General features: G+C 67.8%; 17 protein-coding genes. 8 read left to right on the top strand and 9 right to left on the bottom strand.

Annotation, left to right across the window (positions count from 1 at the left end; all coding sequences use genetic code 11):
* Positions 1-104: 104 nt before the first annotated feature.
* Positions 105-902 (bottom strand): TatD family hydrolase, encoded by a 798-nt coding sequence (locus M2299_RS11500; protein ID WP_025877584.1) that lies wholly within the window; start codon positions 900-902, stop codon positions 105-107.
* 68 nt (positions 903-970) lie between these two features.
* On the opposite strand from M2299_RS11500, the gene hrpB reads away from it, so the two are divergent.
* On the top strand, positions 971-3,478 hold the full coding sequence (gene hrpB, locus M2299_RS11495; RefSeq protein WP_280884368.1) for an ATP-dependent helicase HrpB: 2,508 nt from the start codon (positions 971-973) through the stop codon (positions 3,476-3,478).
* 128 nt (positions 3,479-3,606) lie between these two features.
* Positions 3,607-3,996, top strand: a complete 390-nt coding sequence (locus M2299_RS11490; RefSeq protein WP_025877588.1) for a hypothetical protein — start codon at positions 3,607-3,609, stop codon at positions 3,994-3,996.
* Between the two features lie 90 nt (positions 3,997-4,086).
* Here the strand turns inward: M2299_RS11490 and M2299_RS11485 are convergent, their stop codons facing one another.
* Together M2299_RS11485 and M2299_RS11480 are read right to left on the bottom strand one after the other, a co-directional pair.
* Entirely contained in the window at positions 4,087-4,626 is a 540-nt protein-coding gene (locus tag M2299_RS11485) for a pseudouridine synthase (RefSeq protein WP_025877589.1), read from the bottom strand.
* Positions 4,627-4,706: 80 nt separating this feature from the next.
* The gene (locus tag M2299_RS11480) at positions 4,707-5,564 is read right to left on the bottom strand and encodes a class I SAM-dependent methyltransferase (RefSeq protein ID WP_059065564.1); all 858 of its coding nucleotides are present in this window, start codon (positions 5,562-5,564) and stop codon (positions 4,707-4,709) included.
* A 169-nt stretch (positions 5,565-5,733) separates the two neighbouring features.
* Here M2299_RS11480 and M2299_RS11475 point away from each other — a divergent pair, with 169 nt between their 5' ends.
* Positions 5,734-6,690 (top strand): aldo/keto reductase, encoded by a 957-nt coding sequence (locus M2299_RS11475; RefSeq protein ID WP_032976826.1) that lies wholly within the window; start codon positions 5,734-5,736, stop codon positions 6,688-6,690.
* A 66-nt stretch (positions 6,691-6,756) separates the two neighbouring features.
* Here M2299_RS11475 and M2299_RS11470 read toward each other — a convergent pair whose 3' ends face one another.
* Positions 6,757-7,662 carry an NAD(P)/FAD-dependent oxidoreductase gene (locus M2299_RS11470; protein WP_100437063.1) on the bottom strand — a complete coding sequence of 302 codons (906 nt, stop codon included), beginning with the start codon at positions 7,660-7,662 and terminating at the stop codon, positions 6,757-6,759.
* Entirely contained in the window at positions 7,652-8,107 is a 456-nt protein-coding gene (locus M2299_RS11465) for an Rrf2 family transcriptional regulator (RefSeq protein WP_099844111.1), read from the bottom strand. Before M2299_RS11465 ends, M2299_RS11470 begins: the two co-directional genes overlap by 11 nt.
* A 183-nt stretch (positions 8,108-8,290) precedes the next feature.
* Between M2299_RS11465 and M2299_RS11460 the strand changes: the two genes are divergently transcribed.
* Positions 8,291-10,411: a methyl-accepting chemotaxis protein gene (locus M2299_RS11460; protein ID WP_280884366.1), complete on the top strand. Its 2,121-nt coding sequence runs from the start codon at positions 8,291-8,293 to the stop codon at positions 10,409-10,411.
* A gap of 102 nt (positions 10,412-10,513) precedes the next feature.
* Here the strand turns inward: M2299_RS11460 and M2299_RS11455 are convergent, their stop codons facing one another.
* Positions 10,514-11,416 (bottom strand): LysR family transcriptional regulator, encoded by a 903-nt coding sequence (locus M2299_RS11455; protein WP_099785830.1) that lies wholly within the window; start codon positions 11,414-11,416, stop codon positions 10,514-10,516.
* A 105-nt stretch (positions 11,417-11,521) separates the two neighbouring features.
* On the opposite strand from M2299_RS11455, the gene M2299_RS11450 reads away from it, so the two are divergent.
* Complete coding sequence (locus tag M2299_RS11450) at positions 11,522-12,736, top strand: MFS transporter (RefSeq protein ID WP_059065570.1); 1,215 nt, start codon at positions 11,522-11,524, stop codon at positions 12,734-12,736.
* Between the two features lie 85 nt (positions 12,737-12,821).
* Entirely contained in the window at positions 12,822-13,631 is an 810-nt protein-coding gene (gene dkgB, locus M2299_RS11445) for a 2,5-didehydrogluconate reductase DkgB (protein ID WP_100437066.1), read from the top strand.
* Positions 13,632-13,704: 73 nt separating this feature from the next.
* On the opposite strand, the gene M2299_RS11440 is transcribed toward dkgB, so the two are convergent.
* Entirely contained in the window at positions 13,705-14,406 is a 702-nt protein-coding gene (locus M2299_RS11440) for an alpha/beta hydrolase (RefSeq protein WP_223482991.1), read from the bottom strand.
* Positions 14,407-14,451: 45 nt separating this feature from the next.
* Between M2299_RS11440 and M2299_RS11435 the strand changes: the two genes are divergently transcribed.
* Positions 14,452-14,832, top strand: a complete 381-nt coding sequence (locus tag M2299_RS11435) for a YbjQ family protein (RefSeq protein WP_089237720.1) — start codon at positions 14,452-14,454, stop codon at positions 14,830-14,832.
* A gap of 42 nt (positions 14,833-14,874) precedes the next feature.
* On the opposite strand, the gene M2299_RS11430 is transcribed toward M2299_RS11435, so the two are convergent.
* Positions 14,875-17,601 carry a bifunctional acetate--CoA ligase family protein/GNAT family N-acetyltransferase gene (locus tag M2299_RS11430; RefSeq protein WP_099844117.1) on the bottom strand — a complete coding sequence of 909 codons (2,727 nt, stop codon included), beginning with the start codon at positions 17,599-17,601 and terminating at the stop codon, positions 14,875-14,877.
* Positions 17,602-17,737: 136 nt separating this feature from the next.
* Positions 17,738-19,108 carry a magnesium transporter gene (gene mgtE / locus M2299_RS11425; RefSeq protein ID WP_093819494.1) on the bottom strand — a complete coding sequence of 457 codons (1,371 nt, stop codon included), beginning with the start codon at positions 19,106-19,108 and terminating at the stop codon, positions 17,738-17,740.
* 344 nt (positions 19,109-19,452) lie between these two features.
* On the opposite strand from mgtE, the gene M2299_RS11420 reads away from it, so the two are divergent.
* Entirely contained in the window at positions 19,453-21,231 is a 1,779-nt protein-coding gene (locus tag M2299_RS11420; protein WP_280884365.1) for a monovalent cation:proton antiporter-2 (CPA2) family protein, read from the top strand.
* Positions 21,232-21,317: the final 86 nt, after the last annotated feature.

Genomic DNA, 21,317 nt, shown 5'->3' with positions numbered 1-21,317 from the left:
CCCCGCGGGGGGCGGGGGGGGGGGCGGGGGGGGGGGGGGGGCGGGGGGGGGGGGGGGGGGGGGGGGGGGGGCCCCCCCCCGCCCCCGCCACTACCGTTTGCCGATCAGGCGGCGTCCGGCAACCGGAAGAACGCACGCGTGGCAGCCGTGGCGTTTGCGGCCGTGGTCTGCACATCCTCGCCACGGTCCCGCGCCAGCTCTTCCACGATGTGCGACAGGAACACCGGTTCGTTGCGGCGATCCTTCGGCATCGGCTTCAAGGTACGCGGCAGCAGGTACGGTGCGTCGGTCTCGATCATCAACCGGTTGGCCGGAATGTTCTTCACCAGCTCGCGCAGGTGACCGCCACGTCGCTCGTCGCACAGCCAACCGGTGATGCCGATGTACCAGTCCTGGTCGAGATAGTCGAACAGCTCCTGGCGCTCGCCGGTGAAGCAGTGCACCACGGCCGGACCGATGCGGCCTTCGAAATTCTTCATCTGCGCCATGAAATCGGCATGCGCGTCGCGCTGGTGCAGGAACAGCGGCTTGCCATTGTCTGCAGCCAGCTGCAGCTGGCGCTCGAACGCGCGATGCTGCGCCGGGCGCGGAGAGAAATCGCGGAAATAATCCAGCCCGCACTCACCCACCGCCACCACTTCGGCATGGGCGTGCAGCGCGCGCATCTCCGCATCGCACTCGTCGGTGTACTCCACCGCGTGGTGCGGGTGCACGCCGGCGGTGGCGTACAGGAAGCCCGGGTGCTGCTGCGCCAGCTGCAGGGCCAGTGGCGAATGCTCGCGGCTGGCACCGGTGATGATCATCTGCACCACGCCGGCCTGGCGTGCGCGGTCCAGCACGGCGTCGCGGTCGCGGTCGAAGGAGTCGTGGGTCAGGTTGGCGCCGATATCGATCAGATGCATGGGGGCAGCAGAGGCAGGAAAACCCGCGCATTGTACCCGTGCCCGCCATGGCCCCTTATCCTTTGCAGATGAACGCCCCGCAATTCCCCATCTCTCCGCTGCTGCCGCAGATCCAGCAGCACCTGGCCGTGCACCCACGGCTGGTGCTGGAAGCCCCGCCTGGCGCGGGCAAGACCACCCAGGTGCCGTTGGCGCTGCTCGATGCGCCGTGGCTGGAGGGTCGCAGGATCATCCTGCTGGAACCACGCCGGGTGGCCGCGCGCAGTGCCGCGATGTTCATGGCGCGCCAGCTCGGTGAGGAGGTCGGCGGCATCGTCGGCTACCGTATCCGCTTCGAGAACAAGGTATCGGCGCGCACGCGCATCGAGGTCGTCACCGAGGGCATCCTGACCCGGATGCTGCAGGACGATCCAATGCTGGAAACCGTGGGTGCGATCCTGTTCGATGAATTCCACGAGCGCCACCTCAGTGGCGACCTGGGGTTGGCGCTGGCGCTGGACGTGCAGTCGCAGCTGCGCGATGACCTGCGGTTGCTGGTGATGTCGGCGACGCTCGATGGCGAACGCCTGGCGCGCTTCCTCGATGCACCACGACTGAGCAGCGAAGGCCGCAGCTATCCGGTGGCAATCAGCCACTTCCCTGCCCGGCGTGACGAGGCGCTGGAACTGCAGGTGCGCCGCGCGGTGCAGCAGGCGCTGGCCGAGCACCCCGGTGACCTGCTGGTGTTCCTGCCCGGCCAACGTGAGATCGCACGCGTGCAGGCAGGCCTGCAGGACAGTCTTGCTGGCGCTGCGGTGGACGTACTGGCCCTGCACGGTGAACTGCCGGTGGAACAGCAGGCGCGCGTGCTGCAGGCCGCCAGCGACGGCCGCCGCCGCGTGGTGCTGGCCACCAACGTCGCCGAATCCTCGGTGACCCTGCCCGGCGTGCGCGTGGTGATCGACAGCGGCCAGGCGCGCGAGCCCCGCTACGACCCCAACAGTGGATTCACCCGCTTGGACGTGGTCGCCATTGCGCAGGCCTCGGCCGACCAGCGTGCCGGCCGTGCCGGGCGCGTGGCCGAGGGCGTGGCCTGGCGGCTGTGGCCGCAGTCGCAGCGGCTGGAACCGCAGCGTCGCGCCGAGATCGACCAGGTTGAACTGGCCGGCCTTGCGCTGGAACTGGCCGCCTGGGGCAGCAGCGACCTGCGCTTCCTTGACCCGCCACCGACCGGGCCGATGGCCGCCGCACGCGAACTGCTGCAGCGCCTGGGCGCGTTGTCCAGCAGCGGCGCGATCACTGCACTCGGCCGTCGCGTGCTGGCACTGGGCACCCATCCGCGGATGGCCGCGATGCTGCTGGCCGCAGCTGATGCCCGCGCGCAGGCGTTGGCCGCCGATCTGGCGGCATTGCTGGAAGCTCGTGACCCATTGCGCCAGGGCGGTGATGCACTGGCCGCACGCTGGCGCGCACTGGCGGCCTTCCGCAACGGCCGTGCGCCGGCCGATGCCAATCGCAGTGGCCTGGCCGCCATCAATGCCGCTGCCAAACAGTGGCGCCGTCGCCTGCGTTGTGACGCTACACCGCCCGCCAGCATCGAGGCCCACGAACTGGGCGACCTGCTGGCCCATGCCTTCCCCGACCGCATTGCCTTCCAGCATCCGAACGACCCGCTGCGTTACCTGCTGGCCAACGGCCGCAGCGCCCGCCTGCATGAACTGAGCGACCTGCGGGGCGAACCGTGGCTGGTGGCCAGCGAACTGCGCTTCGAAGCCCGCGATGCGCTGCTGCTGCGCGCCGCACCGGTGGATGAAGGCTATCTGCGCAGGCACTGGCCCGAGCGCTTCGTGACCGAAGACGCGGTGCGCTGGGATGACACCCGCCGCGCCCTGGTCGCGCTGCGCGAAACACGCTTCGACCGCATCGTGATGGACAGCCGTTCGGCTGGCCGGGTTGATCCGCAGCTGGCGGCGCAGGCGCTGACCGACGCCGTTGCCGAGCTTGGCCTGCAGGCATTGCCATGGACCGACGGTCTGCGCCAGTGGCAGGCGCGGGTTGAATCGCTGCGGCGCTGGATGCCCGAACTGGGCCTGCCCGACTGCAGTGACGCCGCATTGCTGGCCAACCGTGCGCAATGGCTGCAGCCGGCATTCGCGGGCAGGACACGGCTGGATGCACTGGACGAGGCCAGTCTCGGCGAAGCGCTGAAGTCGCCACTGGAGTGGTCGCAGCGGCAGCTGGTCGAGCGCCACGCGCCCACCCGGATCACCGTACCGTCAGGGCTGGAACGGCCGATCACCTATGCGCTGGATGGCGAAAGCGGCGAGCCGCTGCAGCCGGTGCTGGCTGTGAAGCTGCAGGAGTTGTTCGGGCTGGCCGACACGCCGCGTATCGCCGATGGCCGGGTGCCGCTGACCCTGCACCTGCTGTCACCGGGCGGCCGGCCGTTGCAGGTCACCCAGGATCTGCGCAATTTCTGGGAGAACACCTACGCCGAGGTGAAGAAGGAGATGAAGGGCCGTTACCCGCGCCACCCGTGGCCGGACGACCCTTGGACGGCTACGGCGACCCACCGGGCCAAGCCGCGCGGGACGTGATGCGCGCCGACACCCCGCCCGTTCCTGAATGGCTGCGGTAGAGTCACACCACGCGCCCGCCTGACTGACATACCGTTTACGGGCAACAGGCGACACTGGACTTCGACCCGAGGCAAGGACACCCCCGCATGAGCAAGCTGACCGTAATCACCGACCGCGCCCTGGAGCGCGCCCTCGACCTGGCCCATACCGCAGGCGATGGCCTGAAGAGCGCGGGCGGCAGCCTGCGTCACCTCGGCCCGCAGGCCAGCGACTGGATCAAGACCGGTGCCGCCCTTGGCGCGGTGAAGACCGGCGGCAAGGTCGCCACCAAGTTCGCCCGCCGCAATCCGGCGGTGACCATCGCGGCAGCTGCCGTGGGCGTAGGCCTGCTGGGCTATGCGCTGTACCGCAAGCAGCAGAAGAAGAAGGCCGCCAATGGCCATGTGGTCAACGGCCAGGCCCAGCGCATCAATGCGCGCGATCGCCGCAACGACACCGTGGTCGACGAGCACAGCGATATCGGCAGCGACGCCTGATTGACCGGGGTCGGATCCCTTCCGCAGGAAGGGCTCTGACCCCGTGACGCTGCACGAGGGTCGGACGCCGCAAGGCCTCCGGCCTTTTTTTCAGCCGATCTGCCGCCACTGCCCGGGCTGCAGGTCATCCAGCCGGTACGGCCCCATTGCAGCGCGTACCAGCCGCAGCGTCGGCAGGTTCACCGCAGCGGTCATCCGCCGCACCTGGCGGTTGCGCCCCTCGCGGATCGTGATCGCCAGCCAGCTGTCGGGCACCGTCTTGCGGAAGCGCACCGGCGGATCGCGCGGCCACAGTTCAGGCGCAGGATCGAGGCGCTCGATTTTCGCCGGCAGCGTCGGCCCGTCATTGAGCACCACGCCATCGCGCAGCTGCTGCAGCTGCCCGTCGCTGGGCGTGCCTTCCACCTGCACCCAGTAGAGCTTGTCCGCCTTGTGCTTCGGGTCGGTCAACTTGTGCGCCAACGTACCGTTGTCGGTCAGCAGCAGCAGGCCTTCACTGTCATGGTCGAGGCGGCCGGCAGCGTAGACGCGCGGCGGCAAACCGAAGCCGGCCAATGTCGGCCGCGGCGGCACGCTGCGGTCGGTGAACTGGCAGAGCACGTTGAACGGCTTGTTGAAGGCAATCAGCATCGTGGGGACGGCAGGCGGCGGGCAGGGCATTGTCCCATGCCACGCCGCGCGCTCGCCGGGCATGGCCCGGCGCTACCGGGTCACGGCTTCACGAAACGCAGGGTCATGCGGTCACTTTCACCGATGGCCTGGTACTTGGCGTCATCCGCCTTGTCATGCTGGTTGGTCGGCGGCAGGGTCCACACGCCATTCGGATGATCCTTGGTATCGCGCGGGTTGGCATTGACCTCGGTGCGCGCGTCGAGCTTGAAACCGGCGGCCTCGGCCATCGCGATCACCTGCTGTTGGCCCACATAACCGGTGTCGTCAGCGTCGGCCACGTCGGCCTTGGCGCGGTGCTCGACCACGCCGAGCACGCCGCCCGGCTTGAGCACGTTGAAGAAGCCCTGGAACATGCCCTGCGCCTGGCCGGCCTTGCGCCAGTTGTGCACGTTGCGGAAGGTCAGCACCACATCGGCCGAGTTGGCTGCACCGAACACCGGCTTGGCCGGGTCGTAGGCAACCACGGCGGTTTTATCGAACAGTGCCGGTGCGGCGGCGTACTTCTTTTCCAGGCTGTCGCGGCTGCGCTGCTGGTAGTCGCGGCCGCGACCTTCAGCCACGGCCTGCGGATCGACCACCGCAGCGATGTAATGACCCTTGTCGCGCAGCAGCGGCGCCAGGATCTCCGAGTACCAGCCATTGCCCGGGGTGATCTCGATGACGGTCTTTTCCGGCGCGACGCCAAAGAAGCCCAAGGTCTGCGCAGGATGACGGAAACCGTCGCGCTTGACGTTGGCGGGGTCGCGGGTCGAGGCCTTCACCGCGGCATCGATCGCGGGCGACACCTGGATCTTTGCCGGTGCGACCGTGGCCGGCGCGGCGAATGCGGGAACGGCAACCAGCAGCGCCGAAGCAAGCAGCAGGCGGCAACCACGCAGGGATGAGGCAGCAATCATCGGGGCGACTCCAGCGGAAGATGCGGCGAGACTAGCAGCCGCCGCGCCGCAGGTGTTCACAAAACGTTAGCCGCGTGCGCGGTGCGGAACACAGTTTTGTGGTCAGCGCCGCAGCGCGGTCACACATCGCGTTCTATCCTGAAGGACTTCCCCCAAGGAGTCCGTGCCCATGACGGCAAACCGCGAACTGGGCCGTTCAGGCCTGCATGTAGCTCCGCTCGCCTTCGGTGGCAACGTGTTCGGCTGGAGCGCTGATGAGAAGGCCAGCTTCGCCCTGCTGGATGCCTTCGTCGATGCCGGCTTCAACCTGGTCGACACCGCCGACGTGTACTCGGCGTGGGTGCCGGGCAACCAGGGTGGCGAGTCGGAGACGCTGCTGGGCAAGTGGTTCGCGCGCAGCGGCAAGCGCGACAAGGTGGTGCTGGCGACCAAGGTGGCCAAATGGGCCGAGCGCCCCGGCCTCACCCCGGACAACATCAATGCGGCGGTGGAGGATTCGCTGCGTCGCCTGCAGACCGAGGTGATCGATCTGTACCAGGCTCACGAGGACGATGAATCCACGCCGCTGGAAGCGACCCTGGCCGCGTTCGGTCGCCTGATCGAGGCGGGCAAGGTGCGCGCGATCGGCGCGTCCAACTACAGCGCCACGCGTCTGGCCGATGCCTTGAAGGTCTCCACCGACTACGGGCTGCCGCGCTATGAAACCCTGCAGCCGGAGTACAACCTGTACGACCGCGCCGGCTACGAGAAGGAACTGGAACCGCTGGTGCAGCGCGAGCAGATCGGCGTGATCAACTACTACGCACTGGCCAGCGGCTTCCTCAGTGGCAAGTACCGCACGCCGGACGATGCCGGCAAGAGTTCCGCGCGCGGCGCCACCGTGGTCAAGCGTTACCTGAACCCGCGCGGCCTGCGCATTCTGCAAGCACTGGATGACGTGGCCAGCAAGCACAACGCTACTGCCGCGCAGATCGCACTGGCATGGCAGATCGCACGGCCGTCGATCACCGCACCGATCGTCAGTGCCACCAGCGTGGAGCAGCTGCACGACCTGCTGGCGGCGGCGAACGTGGCGTTGAGCGTGCAGGATGTGGCGCAGCTGGACGCGGCCAGCGTGGAAGGTTGAAGGCGGAGGGTGCCGGCCAACGTCGGCACCCTTCAACGGATCCGCGCCATGCGTGGATGCTTTGCCTCAGCGCGGCAGGCTGTCCTCGGCCACCAGCGCATGGTGCATGCCGATGCCCGCGCGCACGCCTTCTGCCATGGCCAGGGTGATGTTGCCGACCGTGGTCGCATCACCGGCGGCGTACACGTTCGGCACCGAGGTCTGTTTCATCATGTCCACCTCGGCCAGCACGCCCAGCGGACTCTCCACCAGCGCGCAGCCCAGCTGCTGTACCAGCGGCGTGGCCATCTGCTGCATGGCCGGCACGAACAGCGCACGCTGGGCGACTCGGCGACCGTCGGCAAGTTCCACTTCCAGCCACGTCGGCTGCTCGCCGTGCACACCTACCACCGGCGTGGTTTCCACCTGCACGCCGCGCTGCTGCATGGCGTCCAGCTCCTCGTCGCTGATCGGCAGGCCCTGGCTGAAGAAGGTGACGTTGCCCCAGTCGGCGAACAGCGGCGCCTTGCCGGCCGACATCGGATGGCCGCCGAGCAGGCCGATCGAACCGCCACCCACTTCATAACCATGGCAGTACGGACAGTGCAGCACGGTGCTGCCCCAGCGCTCGGCCAGGCCGGGCAGATCGGGCAGCTGGTCGGCGATACCGGTGGCCAGCAGCAGCTTGCGCGCGGTCAGTACCTGGCCGTCGGCGGTGCGCACCTCCACACCTTCGGTGCGGAGCGTGGCCTGCACCGCTTCGGCATTCAGCCAGCGCACGGTCGGGTAGTCCAGCAGTTGCTGGCGCGCGTTCTTCAACAACTCGGCGCCACTGATGCCGTCCAGGCCCAGCACGCCGTGCGAATGGCTGGCGAAACGGTTTCGCGGCGAACCCGCATCGATGATGGTGACCGGCCGGCGCGCACGCGCCAGGATCAGTGCGGCGGCGATGCCGGCGTAGCTGCCGCCGACGATGAGGACATCAGGATGCATGGTGACCTTCCAGGGAACGGTGATGGGCAAGATGGCGGGCGAAGTCGGCGCCAAGCTGGTCGAGGGTGGTTGCCTGCAGCCGCTGCTCGAGCAGGCGCTGCGCTTCGCGGGCACTCTCCAGCAGGGCCTGGTTGACCAGCTGCTGGATCGGGCAGCCGCCCCTGCCTTCGCGGGTACCGACCTGGACCATCGGCGGCGCGCCGATGGCCTGGTAGACGTCATGCAGGGTGATCGTCGCCGCATCGCGGGCGAGCTGGCTGCCGCCACCGTGGCCGCGCGTGCTGCGTACCAGGCCCGCCTTGTGCATCTGCGCCAGCAGGCGGCGGATCACCACCGGATGGGTCGGCAGGCAGGTCGCCAGCTGTTCGGAGGTTCGCGGCCCGTGCTGGCCGACCAGATGGGCCATCACGTGCAGAGCGTCGGAAAGCGGATTCGCGGATTTCATGTAACAACAATAGTTACATTTAAACCACCTGTCGAGGGTCTTCTTTCGTTCCATATGGACACATTTGTCCAATGAAACACATTCTTCACATCACTAAACAGAACGGGAATGTGACACGCATCGCACTTCAGAGCGCTAAAGGACGGTCGATACCGCATCGCACCCCTTCCGAGATCTCGTCCCATGAAAGCCTCTTCCCATGCGCCGCGGCTGCAGTCGAAGCTGCTCGGTGCCGTTTCTGTTGGTCTGGCTGTTGTCCTGGTATGCGCCCTGGCGGGCCTGGCGTCGGCCTGGTTGAAGCTGTCCACCGACGTACCGCCGGAGGTTGCCCACAGCCGTGACGCCGAGCGCCTGCAACGCGAATTCCGCGGACAGGTACAGGAGTGGAAGAACGTGCTGCTGCGCGGCCACGATGACGCGCTGCGCCAGCATCACCTGCAGGCCTTCGACAACGAAGGCCGCGTCGTTGCCGAACTGGCCACGGGCCTGGCCGCCAGCCCCGATGCGCGCACGCGCGAACTGGCGCAGGCGTTCTCCGGCCTGCACGCACAGTTGCAGCAGGACTACCACGCCGCACTGCAGGCCTTCGCTGACGCCAGCTACGACCCGGCGGTGGGCGATTCCCTGGTGCGCGGCAAGGACCGTCCGGTGGCCAGTGCGCTGGATGCCTTGAGCGTGCGTGCCACCGAGGTAGCCGAGGCTGCAGTGACCGCGCGTTCGCAGGATTCCCGACAGGTGCTGGTGGCGTGCGCCGCGCTGACCATCGGCGCCGCCGTGCTGCTGCTGATCGCCCTTGGCTGGTGGCTGCGGCGCGCTGTGGTGCAGCCGGTGCTGGCGGTGGAAGCGGCCGCGCGTGCGGTCGCCGCCGGTGACCTCGACCACGTGGTGCAGGTGCGCAGCCGCGACGAGATCGGTCGCCTGGCACAGGCGATGCAGGCCGTGCAGAGCACCCTGCGCGGCGTGCTTGATGCGCAGACCGCGATGGCCAGGGCACACGACGCCGGCACGATCAGCCACCGCATGGACAGCAGCGCCTTCCCCGGCGCCTACGGCACGATGGTGGCCGACACCAACACCCTGGTCGATGCGCACATCCAGGTGAAGATGCGCGCGATCACGATCATGGGCCGCTATGCAGTGGGCGATCTCAGCCTGGACATGGAGCGCCTGCCCGGCGAGAAGGCCGTGATCACCGAGGCGCTGGATGCGGTGAAATCCAACCTGGGCGCTATCAACGGCGAAATCCGCCGCCTGGCCGAAGCTGCGGCAGCAGGCGATTTCAGCCAACGCGGCGACAGTGCGCGCTTCGAGCATGATTTCCGCGCCATGGTCGATGGCCTGAACCGCTTGATGCAGACCACCGAACAGAACCTGGGGGAGGTCTCGGCCATGTTGCGTGCCATTGCCGATGGCCGCCTGGGTGCGCGTATGGACGGCGACTTCCAGGGCGTGTTCGCCCGCATTGCGGGGGACGCCAACGCCACCGCTGCACAGCTGGCGACGATCGTCAGCGACATCAAGCACGCCTCCGGCAGCATCCACACCGCCGCTGCGGAAATTTCCGCCGGCAACAACGACCTGTCGCGCCGCACCGAACAACAGGCGGCGAACCTGGAAGAAACCGCCGCGTCGATGGAGGAACTGACCTCCACCGTGCGCCAGAACGCCGAGCACGCGCGGCAGGCGAACCAGCTGGCGATCGGTGCGCACAGCGTGGCCTCGCACGGCGGCGAAGTGGTCGGCCAGGTCGTGGCGACGATGGATGCGATCGAAGGCTCGTCGCGGCAGATCGCCGACATCATCAGCGTCATCGACGGCATCGCGTTCCAGACCAACATCCTGGCGCTGAATGCAGCGGTGGAAGCGGCGCGTGCCGGCGAGCAGGGCCGTGGATTCGCGGTGGTCGCCAGTGAAGTGCGTACGCTGGCGCAGCGGTCGGCGGCAGCGGCCAAGGAAATCAAATCGCTGATCGAGGCGTCGGTGGAACAGGTTGGCCACGGTGCGCAGCGTGTGCGACAGGCCGGCGACACCATGGCCGAGATCGTCGCGTCGGTGCAGCGCGTGACCGACATCATGGCCGAGATCTCCGCTGCGTCGCAGGAGCAGTCGGCCGGCATCGAGCAGGTCAGCCAGACCATCATCCAGATGGATGGCACCACCCAGCAGAATGCCGCGCTGGTGGAAGAAGCCAGCGCCGCGGCACGCAGCCTGGAACAGCAGGCGGATCGCCTGATCGCAGCGGTGGATGTGTTTGATCTGGGAACCGCGACGGCGAGCAAGGGTGCGCTGGCGCGCGCGGCCTGACGGATCCACCGGGCAGTGTGGGGGTTGCCGGCCAGCGGCCGGCACTACCATGCGTGCGATTCCCGGTAGTGCCGGCCGCTGGCCGGCAACCCGGACACTCCATCAGCGCAGGTAATCCGATGCGGCCATCGCCTCGCCCAGGTAATCCAGGAACGAGCTGATCCGTGCCGATACGGCCGTGTTGCGGTAGTACACCGCATGGATCGGCTGGTACACATCCAGCGTCTGCGCGGCCAGCACCGGCACCAGGGTGCCGGCCGCGCGGTCGCGTTCGGTCACGAAGTCGGACAGGCAGGTGATGCCCACGCCCTCCACCGCCAGCGTGCGCAGGGTCTCGCCGCTGGACACCGCGATGTCCGGCCGCACCAGCAGCTGCCCCTCGGCATCGCCCGGCAGCGGCCAACGGTTCAATGACTCCGGCTCGTTGAACCCCAGCAGCGTGTGCTGACCCAATGCCACCACGCTGGCCGGCTCGCCACGCGTGGCCAGATAGGCCGGGCTGGCCAGCACCTGCAGCCGGCAGCGCCCCAGCGGCCGCGCATGCAGGGTGGAATCGGCCAGCGGGCCGATACGGATCGCCAGATCGGTGCGCCGTTCCAGCAGGTCGATGTAGCGCTCGGAACTGTTCAACTCCAGCTGCACGTCCGGATAGCGCGCGCGGTAACCAGCGACCAGCGGCGCGATCACGTGCAGCACGAACGGCATCGCTGCATCCACCCGCAGCCGGCCAGCCGGACGCTCGCGCCGCGCCGCCATCTGTTCCTCGGCCGATTCCACCGCATCGATGATCGCCCGCGCATGGCGCAGATAGGCCTCGCCCTCGGCGGTCAGGTGCAGGCGGCGGGTGGTGCGGGTCAGCAGGGTCGTGCCCAGCTTGTCCTCCAGACGGCCCAGCGCGCGGCTCACGCCCGAAGGTGTCTGCCCCAGCTGCTCGGCAGCCGCGCTGATCGAACCGCTGTCGATCACCGCCAGGAAGGCCTGCATTTCGTCGAGGGTGGTTTTCATGGCGTCATTATTGACCACGCGGCAAGAGTGATTGGCGTGAAGACCGGTTTTTCGGCAAAGGTCGGCCGCGCACACTGCGCGCCTTCCTTCCCTCTGGACACTGTCATGATCCGTGGCATTCCGCTCGCCCTGCTGGCGCTGACCCTCGGTGCCTTTGCCATCGGCACCACCGAATTCGTCATCGTCGGCCTGATCCCGACCATCGCTGCCGACCTGCAGGTCAGCCTGCCCTCGGCCGGCCTGCTGGTCTCCCTGTATGCCCTGGGCGTGGCCGTCGGCGCGCCGGTGTTGACCGCGCTTACCGGCCGCGTGCCGCGCAAGACCCTGCTGGTGGCGCTGATGGTGCTGTTCACCCTCGGCAATGTCATCGCATGGATGGCACCGGGCTACACCTCGCTGATCGTTGCCCGCATCCTCACCGGCCTGGCACACGGCGTGTTCTTCTCCATCGGCTCGATCATCGCCACCGCCGTGGTGCCGAAGGAGAAAGCCGCCAGCGCGATCGCCATCATGTTCACCGGCCTGACCGTAGCTCTGGTGACCGGCGTGCCGCTGGGCACCTTCATCGGTCAGCACCTGGGCTGGCGCGCCACGTTCCTGGCCGTGGCCGGCCTGGGCGTGATCGCGCTGCTGGGCAGCCTGCTGTTCGTGCCGCGCGGGCTGGCGCAGAGCGCGCCGGCCACCTTCCGCCAGCAGCTGGGCGTGCTTGCGCAGCCGCGCCTGCTGATGGTGTATGCCATCACCGCGCTTGGCTACGGCGGCACCTTCCTGTCCTTCACCTACCTGGCGCCGATCCTGCAGGACGTCACCGGCTTCTCGGCCAACGCGGTCAGCCTGGTGCTGCTGGTGTATGGCGTGTCGGTGGCGATCGGCAACCTGTGGGGCGGCCGCATGGCCGACCGCATGGGCCCGATTCCCGCGCTGAAGCGCATCTTCGCGCTGCTGGCCATCGTGCTGCTGGTCATGACCTTCACCGCCCACAACACCTGGCTGATGCTGCTGACCGTGCTGGCACTGGGCGCGGTGGCGTTCGGCAACGTGCCCGGCCTGCAGGTGTACGTGGTCAAGCAGGCACAGCGCTACGCACCGCAGGCGACCGATGTGGCCTCGGGCCTGAACATCGCCGCCTTCAACATCGGCATCGCGCTGGGTGCGTCGCTGGGCGGCCTGGTGGTCGAGCACATCGGCCTGATGCATACGCCGTGGCTGGGTGCGCTGGTGGTGGTCGGTGCGTTCGCACTGACGGCACTCAGCGGCCGCCTGGACCGTCGCGACGGCATCGACGATCGCGCCGAGGGGATCGCGGTAAGCGCGCACTGATGCATGCAATGCACCGTTGCCGGCATGCACACGGCCCCTGCCCTACCCTTTGCGATCACCTCCTTCCCCCGCTTTGGAGTTCTCCATGACTGTTCCCGCTTTCGGCCTCGGCACCTTCCGCCTGAAAGACCAGACCGTGATCGACTCGGTGCGCAACGCGCTGGACGTCGGCTACCGCGCCATCGACACCGCGCAGATCTACGGCAACGAAGCCGAGGTCGGCCAGGCCATCGCCGAGTCGGGCGTGCCGCGTGACGAGATCTACCTGACCACCAAGGTGTGGATCACCGAATTCAAGCGCGATGCGCTGCTGGCCAGCCTGCGCACCAGCCTGGAAAAGCTGCGCACCGACCATGTCGACCTGGCGTTGATCCACTGGCCGTCACCGAACGACAAGGTCGATACGCCGATGGAGGAATACCTGCCTGCCCTGGCCGACGCCAAGGCACAGGGGCTGACCCGGGAGATCGGTATCTCCAACTTCACCATCGCCCAGACCCGCAAGGCGATCGAGATCCTCGGCGCCGATGCCATCGCCACCAACCAGATCGAGATCCACCCCTACCTGCAGAACCGCCTGCTGGTGAAGTTCCTGCAGGACAACGGGATCCGGGTCACTGCCTACATGAGCCTGGCCTACGGCGAGGTGATCAAGGACCCGGTGATCCAGGCCATCGCCGGCCGTCATCAGGCCAGCCCGGCACAGATCGCGCTGGCATGGGCGCTGCAGCAGGATTACGCGGTCATTCCGTCATCGACCAAGCGCGAGAACCTGGCCAGCAACCTGGAAGCCGCCGCGATCCGCCTGACCGAAGACGACATGGCGCAGATCGCCAAGCTGGACCGTGGCCACCGCCTGGCCAATCCGGAAGGCATCGCACCGGCCTGGGATTGAAGAACGGCCGCCGGGCATGGCCCGGCGCTACCGGATGACGGTGGGTAGCGCCGGGCCATGCCCGGCGGATCCATCAGTACTGCAACAACCATCCGCGCATTGCCGCACTCACCTCGTCCGGCTTCTCCATCGGTGCCAGGTGCCCGCAATCGGGCACCACCACCAGCTGCGAATGCGGCACCAGCGCGTGCATCTCCTCGCTCACCGCCAACGGCGTGATGCGGTCGTTCGCACCACAGACGATCAGCAGCGGATCGCGGTAGCCGGCCAGCACATCGTGGCCATCACTGCGCTCCAGCGCGCTCTGGCGCAGGAACACCTCCGCACCCAGCCGTGCGGTCATGTCACGCACGCGCTGCACCAGCACGTAGTCGTCCAGCCGCGAGGCGTCGATATAGCTGCGCATCAGCGCGTCACCAAAGCCGTGGAATTTACCGGGCAGGCGCACGCTGGCGCGCTGGCTGCGGCGCTGTTCGGCACGTTCCGGGGAGTCGGCATGGATCGAGGTGTCGATCAGGGCCAGCTGCAGCACACGCTCCGGCGCGGTGCGCAGGATCTGCTGGGCGACAAAGCCGCCCAGTGAGAAACCGGCCAGCGCAAACCGTTCCGGCGCCTGCGCCAGTACCTCCTCGGCAACGGCCTGCAGGGTCTCGCCGCGGGTCTGGTCGCCCACGGTGCAGTCGGCGATATCGGCCAGGTCGGCCAGCTGCGCGCGCCAGAGTTCGGCGTCGTTGAGCAGACCCGGGAGGAGGAGCAGGGGAATACGGTCGGTCATGCGGGTATTGTGGCGTCTTCAAACCCACAACACGACCAGACACCCATGGCCGACCCCTACAACAGCGGTACCCCGACCACGTCCGCAGCGCGCTTCGATGATTCGATGGTGACCACCGCCTTCGAGCTGCCCGGCTACCGCATCGCGCGCAACCTGGGCGTGGTACGCGGCATCACCGTGCGCTCGCGCTCGATCGTGGGCAACTTCCTTGGCGGCATCCAGACGATCTTCGGCGGCAACATCACCATCTACACCGAGCTGTGCGAACAGGCGCGCGAGGAAACCTATCGCGACATGGTCAAGCACGCGCGGCAGCTGGGTGCCAACGCGGTCATCGGCATGCGCTACGACGCCACCGATGTGATGACCGGCCTGACCGAAGTGCTGTGCTATGGCACGGCGGTGGTGGTCGAGCCGCTGCGTTGAATCCGATGTTCCGCCGGGCATGGCCCGGCGCTACGGTCACGGTCACGCCACCGGCGGGACGTCGGGCACTTCCACCTGCTGCACCGGCAACGTCACCATCATCACCGTCGGGTCGTCCGGGTCCAGCCGGGTCTTGAAGCCCAGGCTCTGGCACATCGCCAGCATGGTGCTGTTCTCGCGCAGCACCTGGCCTTCCACCACATCCAGGCCCAGCCACTTGGCGTACTCGATCATGATCGCCATCAGGCGCCAGCCGATGCCGTGTCCCTTCAGATCCGAACGGATCAGGATGCCGTACTCGCCACGGTGGTAATCCGCATCGGCATGCAGTCGCACCGCGCCGAGCATTTCGCCGCTGCGCGGTTCGAGCGCCACCAATGCGATCGAGCGGGCGTAGTCCAGCTGGGTCAGGCGGGCGATGAACTCGTGGCTGAAATGCTTCACCGACTGGAAGAAACGCAGACGCAGATCCTCGTCGCTGACACGCGCGAAGAACGCACGGAACAGCGCGTCATCTTCCGGCCGCACCGGGCGCACGAACGCGCGACCGCCATCGGACAGCTCGATGGTGCGCTCCCATTCCTTCGGATACGGGAACACGGCGAAGCGTGGATGGCCACGGCCCTTGTGCAGGATGCGCGACGGCGCAACCGCAACGCGCGCGTCCAGCGCGAGGATGCCCTTGCTGTCCACCAGCAGGGGATTGATGTCCAGCGTGCGCACTTCGGGAATGTCCGCCGCCAGCTGCGCCAGTTTGACCAGCGCCAGTGCCAGTGCGCGCTCGTCGGCGGCGGGCACGTCGCCATAGGCTTTGAGAATGCGCGAAGCCCGGGTCTGGCCGATCAGCTCGTGGGCCAGGCGCAGGTCCAGCGGCGGCAGCGCCAGTGCCTTGTCGTTGATCACTTCCACCGCCGTGCCACCGCGCCCGACCACGATCACCGGTCCAAACGTGGCGTCGTCGGCGATGCCGACGATGATCTCGCGCGCCTTCGGGCGGACGATGGTCGGTTGCACCAGCAGGCCGTCGATGCGCGCGTCCGGCCGCAGCTGGCGTGCACGGGCAAGGATCGCCTTGGCCGCGCTCTGCACCGCCGGCAGCGTCGCCAGATTCAGGCGCACGCCATCCACTTCGGATTTGTGCGGAATATCGGGCGACAGGATCTTCAGCGCGACGGTCGCGCCACGCTCCAGCAAGGGTTGCGCCAGGTCCATCGCCTCGTGCGCATCGCGCGCGTGCATCACCGGTGCAGAGGGGATGCCGTAGGCCTTCAGCAGTTCATGGGTGGCCAACGGGTCCAGCCAGCCCTGGCCATTGGCCAGCGCGGCTTCGACCAGCGCGCGCGCACGCGCGGTATCCACGCTGAAATCCTGCGGCAGGCTCGGCGGCGTTTCCATCAACGCACTCTGTGCCTCCCGGTAACGCACCAGATGCTGGAAGCCGCGCACGGCCTCCGCTTCGGTGGGATAGGTCGGCACGCGTGCGGCATTGAGGGTGGCGGTGGCCTGGTCGTCGTTGCCCAGCCATACCGCGAATACCGGCTTGTCGCGGTGATGGCGCGGGCGCAGGCCGAGCGTGCGGGTCAGCGCCTGCGCCGCATCGGCCGACGAGGTGAACGCGGTAGGCACGTTGACCACCAGCACCGCATCGTTCTCGCTGTCGGCCAGCAACGCTTCGATGGCCGTGGCATAGCGATCACCATCGGCGTCGACCACGATATCGACCGGGTTGCTGCGCGTCCAGCCCTGCGGCAGTACCGCATCCAGCTTCTGCACGGTGCTGTCGGACAGTTGCGCCAGCGTGCCCTGCAGGGCGATCAGCTGGTCCACCGCCAGGTGGCCGACGCCACCGCCGTTGCTGAGGATGGCCAGGCGACGACCGGGGAAGGTGCCAAGCCGGCCCAGCGACTCGGCCGCGGTGAACAGTTCGTCCAGCGCGCTCACCCGCAGCAGGCCGGCACGGTTGAATGCCGCGCCGTACACATCATCGGCGCGCGCCAGTGCCTGCACGTGGGTATCGGCGCTGCCCGGCTGTACCCGTTCGGCGCGCCCGGACTTCACCACCACCACGGGTTTGGCACGCGCAGCGGCGCGCGCGGCCGACATGAACTTGCGCGCGTCCTTGATCTGCTCGACATAGAGCAGGATGGCGCGGGTACGGTAGTCGGTGGCGAAATAATCCAGCAGATCGCCGAAGTCCACGTCCATGGTGTCGCCCAGCGAAACCACGGCGGAGAACCCCACCGAGCGCGCCACGCCCCATTCCACCAGGGCGGCGGCAATCGCCGAGGATTCGGAAATCAGCGCGAGGTCGCCGGCCTGTGGGAAATGCGCGGCGATGCTGGCATTGAGCCGTGCATGTGGTGCGATCACGCCCAGGCAGTGCGGGCCGAGGATGCGCAGGCCATGCGCGCGCGCGGCGGCCTCCACCTGTGCCCATGGCGAGCCCGGGCCTTCTCCCAGGTGCGCGGTGAGGATGATCGCGGCCTGCACGCCACGTTCGGCAGCGGTGCGTACCACCTGCGGCACGATGGCGGCCGGTGCGGTGATCACCACCAGTTCCGGCACCCAGTCCAGGTCCTTCAGCCGCTTCACCGTGCGGATGCCATCGATCTCGGCATGGCGCGGGTTGATCCATGCCACTTTGCCGGGGAAGCCGGTGCCGCGCAGGTTGCGCATCACTGCGCGGCCCGCCGAGCGCTCACGCGGGCTGCCGCCGATCACCGCGACCGACTGCGGACGGAACACGGACTGCAGGTGGTAGGTACTCATGTGCCTACGTTACACGGACCGGCGCTGCGGCGGCATGATCGCGCGCAGGAACCTGGCATCGCATCCACGCATGGCGTGGATCTGCTACGCCGGCCAGAACCAGTGGATCCACGCCATGCGTGGATGACGCCCCCCGTTACAGCAGCGTCCCGTGCAGGATCATTGCGGCGATGCTGAAGTAGATGACCAGGCCGGTCACATCCACCAGGGTGGCCACGAACGGGGCCGAGGCACTGGCCGGGTCGAAGCCCAGCCGCTTGAGGATGAAGGGCAGCATCGACCCGGACAGCGAGCCGAACGTGACGATACCCACCAGCGCGGCGCCGATGGTGATCGCCAGCAGGATCCAGTGCTCGCCGTAGTCATGGAAGCCACCGAGCTGCCAGATCACGATGCGTACGATGGCCAGGCAACCGAGGATGGCGCCGAGCACCATGCCGGTGGGCACTTCGCGCAGGGCCACCTTCCACCAGTCGCGCAGGCGCAGTTCGCGCAGCGCCAGGCTGCGGATCAGCAGCGAGGTCGCCTGCGAACCGGAGTTGCCACCCGAGCTCATGATCAACGGAATGAACAGGGTCAGCACCACCGCGCGCGCCAGTTCGTCCTCGTAGTGCTGCATCGCGCTGGCGGTCAGCATCTCGCCGACGAACAGCACGCTCAGCCAGCCGGCGCGCTTGCGCAGCATCTCGAAGAAGCCGATCTGCATGTACGGCTTGTCCAGCGCTTCCATGCCGCCGAACTTGTGCGCGTCTTCGGTGGACTCTTCGATCAGCGCATCGAGGATGTCATCGACGGTGACGATGCCGAGCATGTGCTGCTGCGCGTCCACCACCGGAATGGCCAGCAGATCGTGGCGGCGGATCAGCCGCGCCACGTCTTCCTGGTCCATCTGCGCATCCACCATCACCGGCGGATTGACCTGGGCCACGTCCAGGATCGATTCCTCCGGCAGGCCGGTGATCAGCCGGCGCATGGTCACCACCTGCTGCAGCTGCTGGTTGGCCGGGTCGAGCACGTAGATCGCATACACGGTCTCGCGCGTGCGTTCGACCTGGCGGATGTGCTGCAGGGTCTGGGCCACGGTCCAGGTGGCGGGCACCGCGACGAACTCGGTGGTCATCAGCGCACCGGCGGTGTTCGGCGGGTAGCTCAGCAGCTTCTGGATGGTCTGCCGGGCTTCGTTGCCCAGCAGCGGAATCAGCCGCGCGCGTTCTTCTTCATCCAGCTCGTGGACGATATCGGTGGCACGGTCGTCGGCCATCAACCCCAGCAGCGCGGCGGCGCGTGCCGGCGGCAGTGCGGCAACCAGTTCGCCACTGCGGTGAAGCTCCGGCGCCTCGAGCATCTTCACTGCGCGCGGCAGCGACAGCGCGGCCAGCGTCTCGGCGGCGCGCTCCAGTTCGAGCGTGTTGAGGAATTCCACCGCGTCGGCGGTGTTGTAGTTCGCCAGCGGTGCCGACAATGCTGCGGCATCGGCCACCGGACGCAGCAATTGCTTCTGGTTCATGGTGATTCGCCTTCATGGGGTGCGACCTCGCGCAACGCCAACGCAGGCAAACCGTCCCGGTGTCAGGCGGTGGCCATCGCTGGCGTCGACCGAGGTCGACTTCTACTGTCGCTGGACATGGGTTGGGGACTCCGGAGGGGTGTACTGCCGGACACGCCGGCAGCGGCGGGCAGTCTGGACCTGCGGTCGGTGCAGGTCAACCCGCCACGCTGACCGGACAATGGGCCCACTGCCGTTCTCGTGCGTACACAGCGGCGCGCGCATAATGACCAGGTGGCATCCGCCGCGCTTCCCCTCCCCGCCGAACGGACGCACAGCCGGCCTCCCGATGACCAGGTATTCCCATGCATAGCGGTGGTCTGGAACTGGCACTGGTGCTGCTGCTGGCCGCGGTGATCGCGGTGCCGGTGTTCAAGAAGTTCGGCTTCGGCGCGGTGCTGGGCTACCTGGCGGCCGGCGTGGTGCTCGGGCCGGACGGTCTGGGCTTCGTACAGGACGCCGACCGCATCCTCGGCGCGGCCGAGATCGGCGTGGTCATGCTGCTGTTCGTCATCGGGCTGGAGCTGTCCCCGGCCCGGCTGAAGGTGATGCGGCGCTCGGTGTTCGGTGCGGGCGCGACGCAGGTGGCGCTGTCCGGGCTGGTGCTGGGCGGCCTGCTGCTGCTCGATCACTTCCAGTGGAAGAGCGCGCTGGTGGTGGGCGTGGCGCTGGCGCTGTCGTCGACTGCGGTCGGCCTGCAGCTGCTGTCCGAACACAAGGCGATCAACAGCGACCATGGCCGGCTGGGGTTTGCCATCCTGCTGTTCCAGGACCTGATCGCCATTCCGCTGCTGGCCGCGATTCCGCTGCTGGGCGGGGTCAAGAACGAGACGCTGCGCTGGGAAGATGCGGCCGTCGCGCTGGGCGCGCTGGCGGTGGTGATCCTGTGCGGGCGGCCGGTGCTGCGCCGGGTGTTCGGCATCATCGCCCGCACCCGCAGCCCGGAGGTGTTCACCGCCACCGCACTGCTGGTGGTGCTGGGCACCGCCTGGTTCATGCAGGAAGCCGGCCTGAGCCCCAGCCTGGGGGCATTCCTGGCCGGCGTGCTGCTGTCCGATTCGGAATTCCGGCATGAGCTGGAATCGCAGATCGAGCCGTTCAAGGGCCTGCTGCTGGGCCTGTTCTTCATTGCCGTGGGCATGGGCATCGACCTGGACCGCATCGCCGCCGAACCGTGGATGATCGCTGCGGGCGTGGCGATCCTGCTGGTGGTGAAGTTCAGCCTGCTGTACGCCATCGGCCGCATCGCCAGACTCAGCTCGCGGCAGTCGTTGCTGCTGGGCAGCGTGTTGTGGCTGGGCGGCGAATTCGCCTTCGTGGTGTTCAACGAAGCCCAGCGTGCGCATCTGCTGGGCAATGCCAACCATGACCGGCTGGTGGCGATCGTCGGCCTGTCGATGGCGATCACCCCGTTGCTGATGATCGCCCTGATGCGCCTGCTCGGCGAGGAGAAGGTCGCGCCCCGCCAGGCGGCGGAGGCCGACAAGGTGGCGCCGGACAATCGCCCGAAGGTGCTGATTGCCGGCATGGGCCGCTTCGGCCAGGTGATCGCGCGCCTGCTCACCGCGCAGAAGGTGCCGTTCGTGGCACTGGAGGCGAACCCGGACACGGTGGCCGACCTGCGCCGCTTCGGCAACCAGCTGTACTACGGCGATCCGACCCGGCCGGAGATGCTGCGCGCCGCCGGTGGCGAGCACATCGACGTGTTCGTGATCACCGTGGACGACCCGGAAACCAACCTGCGGGCGGTGCGCATGGTGCGCCGCCTGTACCCGGACGCGACGGTGCTGGCGCGTGCGCGCAACCGCCAGCATGCCTGGCGGTTGATGGACATGTCGGCCGAACCGTTCCGCGAAGTATTCGGTACCAGCCTGGAAATGAGCGGGCGCGTGCTGACCGCGCTGGGCGTGGCACCGAACGTGGCCGAGCGCCATGTGCAGCAGTTCCGCGAACACGACGAGAAGCTGCTGCGCGACCAGTACCTGGTCTACGACGACGAGGCCGCCGTGATCCAGACCTCGCGCGATGCCCGCAACGACCTGATGCACCTGTTCGAAGCGGACGCGGAAAGCGACGACAAGTAGATCCACGCCATGCGTGGATGTTTTTGTTTCCGTGCGCGGCGATCATCCACGCATGGCGTGGATCTACTGAAGGCATCCTGCCGACC

The sequence above is a fragment of the Stenotrophomonas sp. 1278 genome, assembly GCF_029892765.1.
GTDB classification, from domain to species: Bacteria; Pseudomonadota; Gammaproteobacteria; order Xanthomonadales; family Xanthomonadaceae; genus Stenotrophomonas; species Stenotrophomonas indicatrix.
Note: the sequence above shows the minus strand (reverse complement) of the source record. Positions and strands in the feature narration are given on the sequence as shown.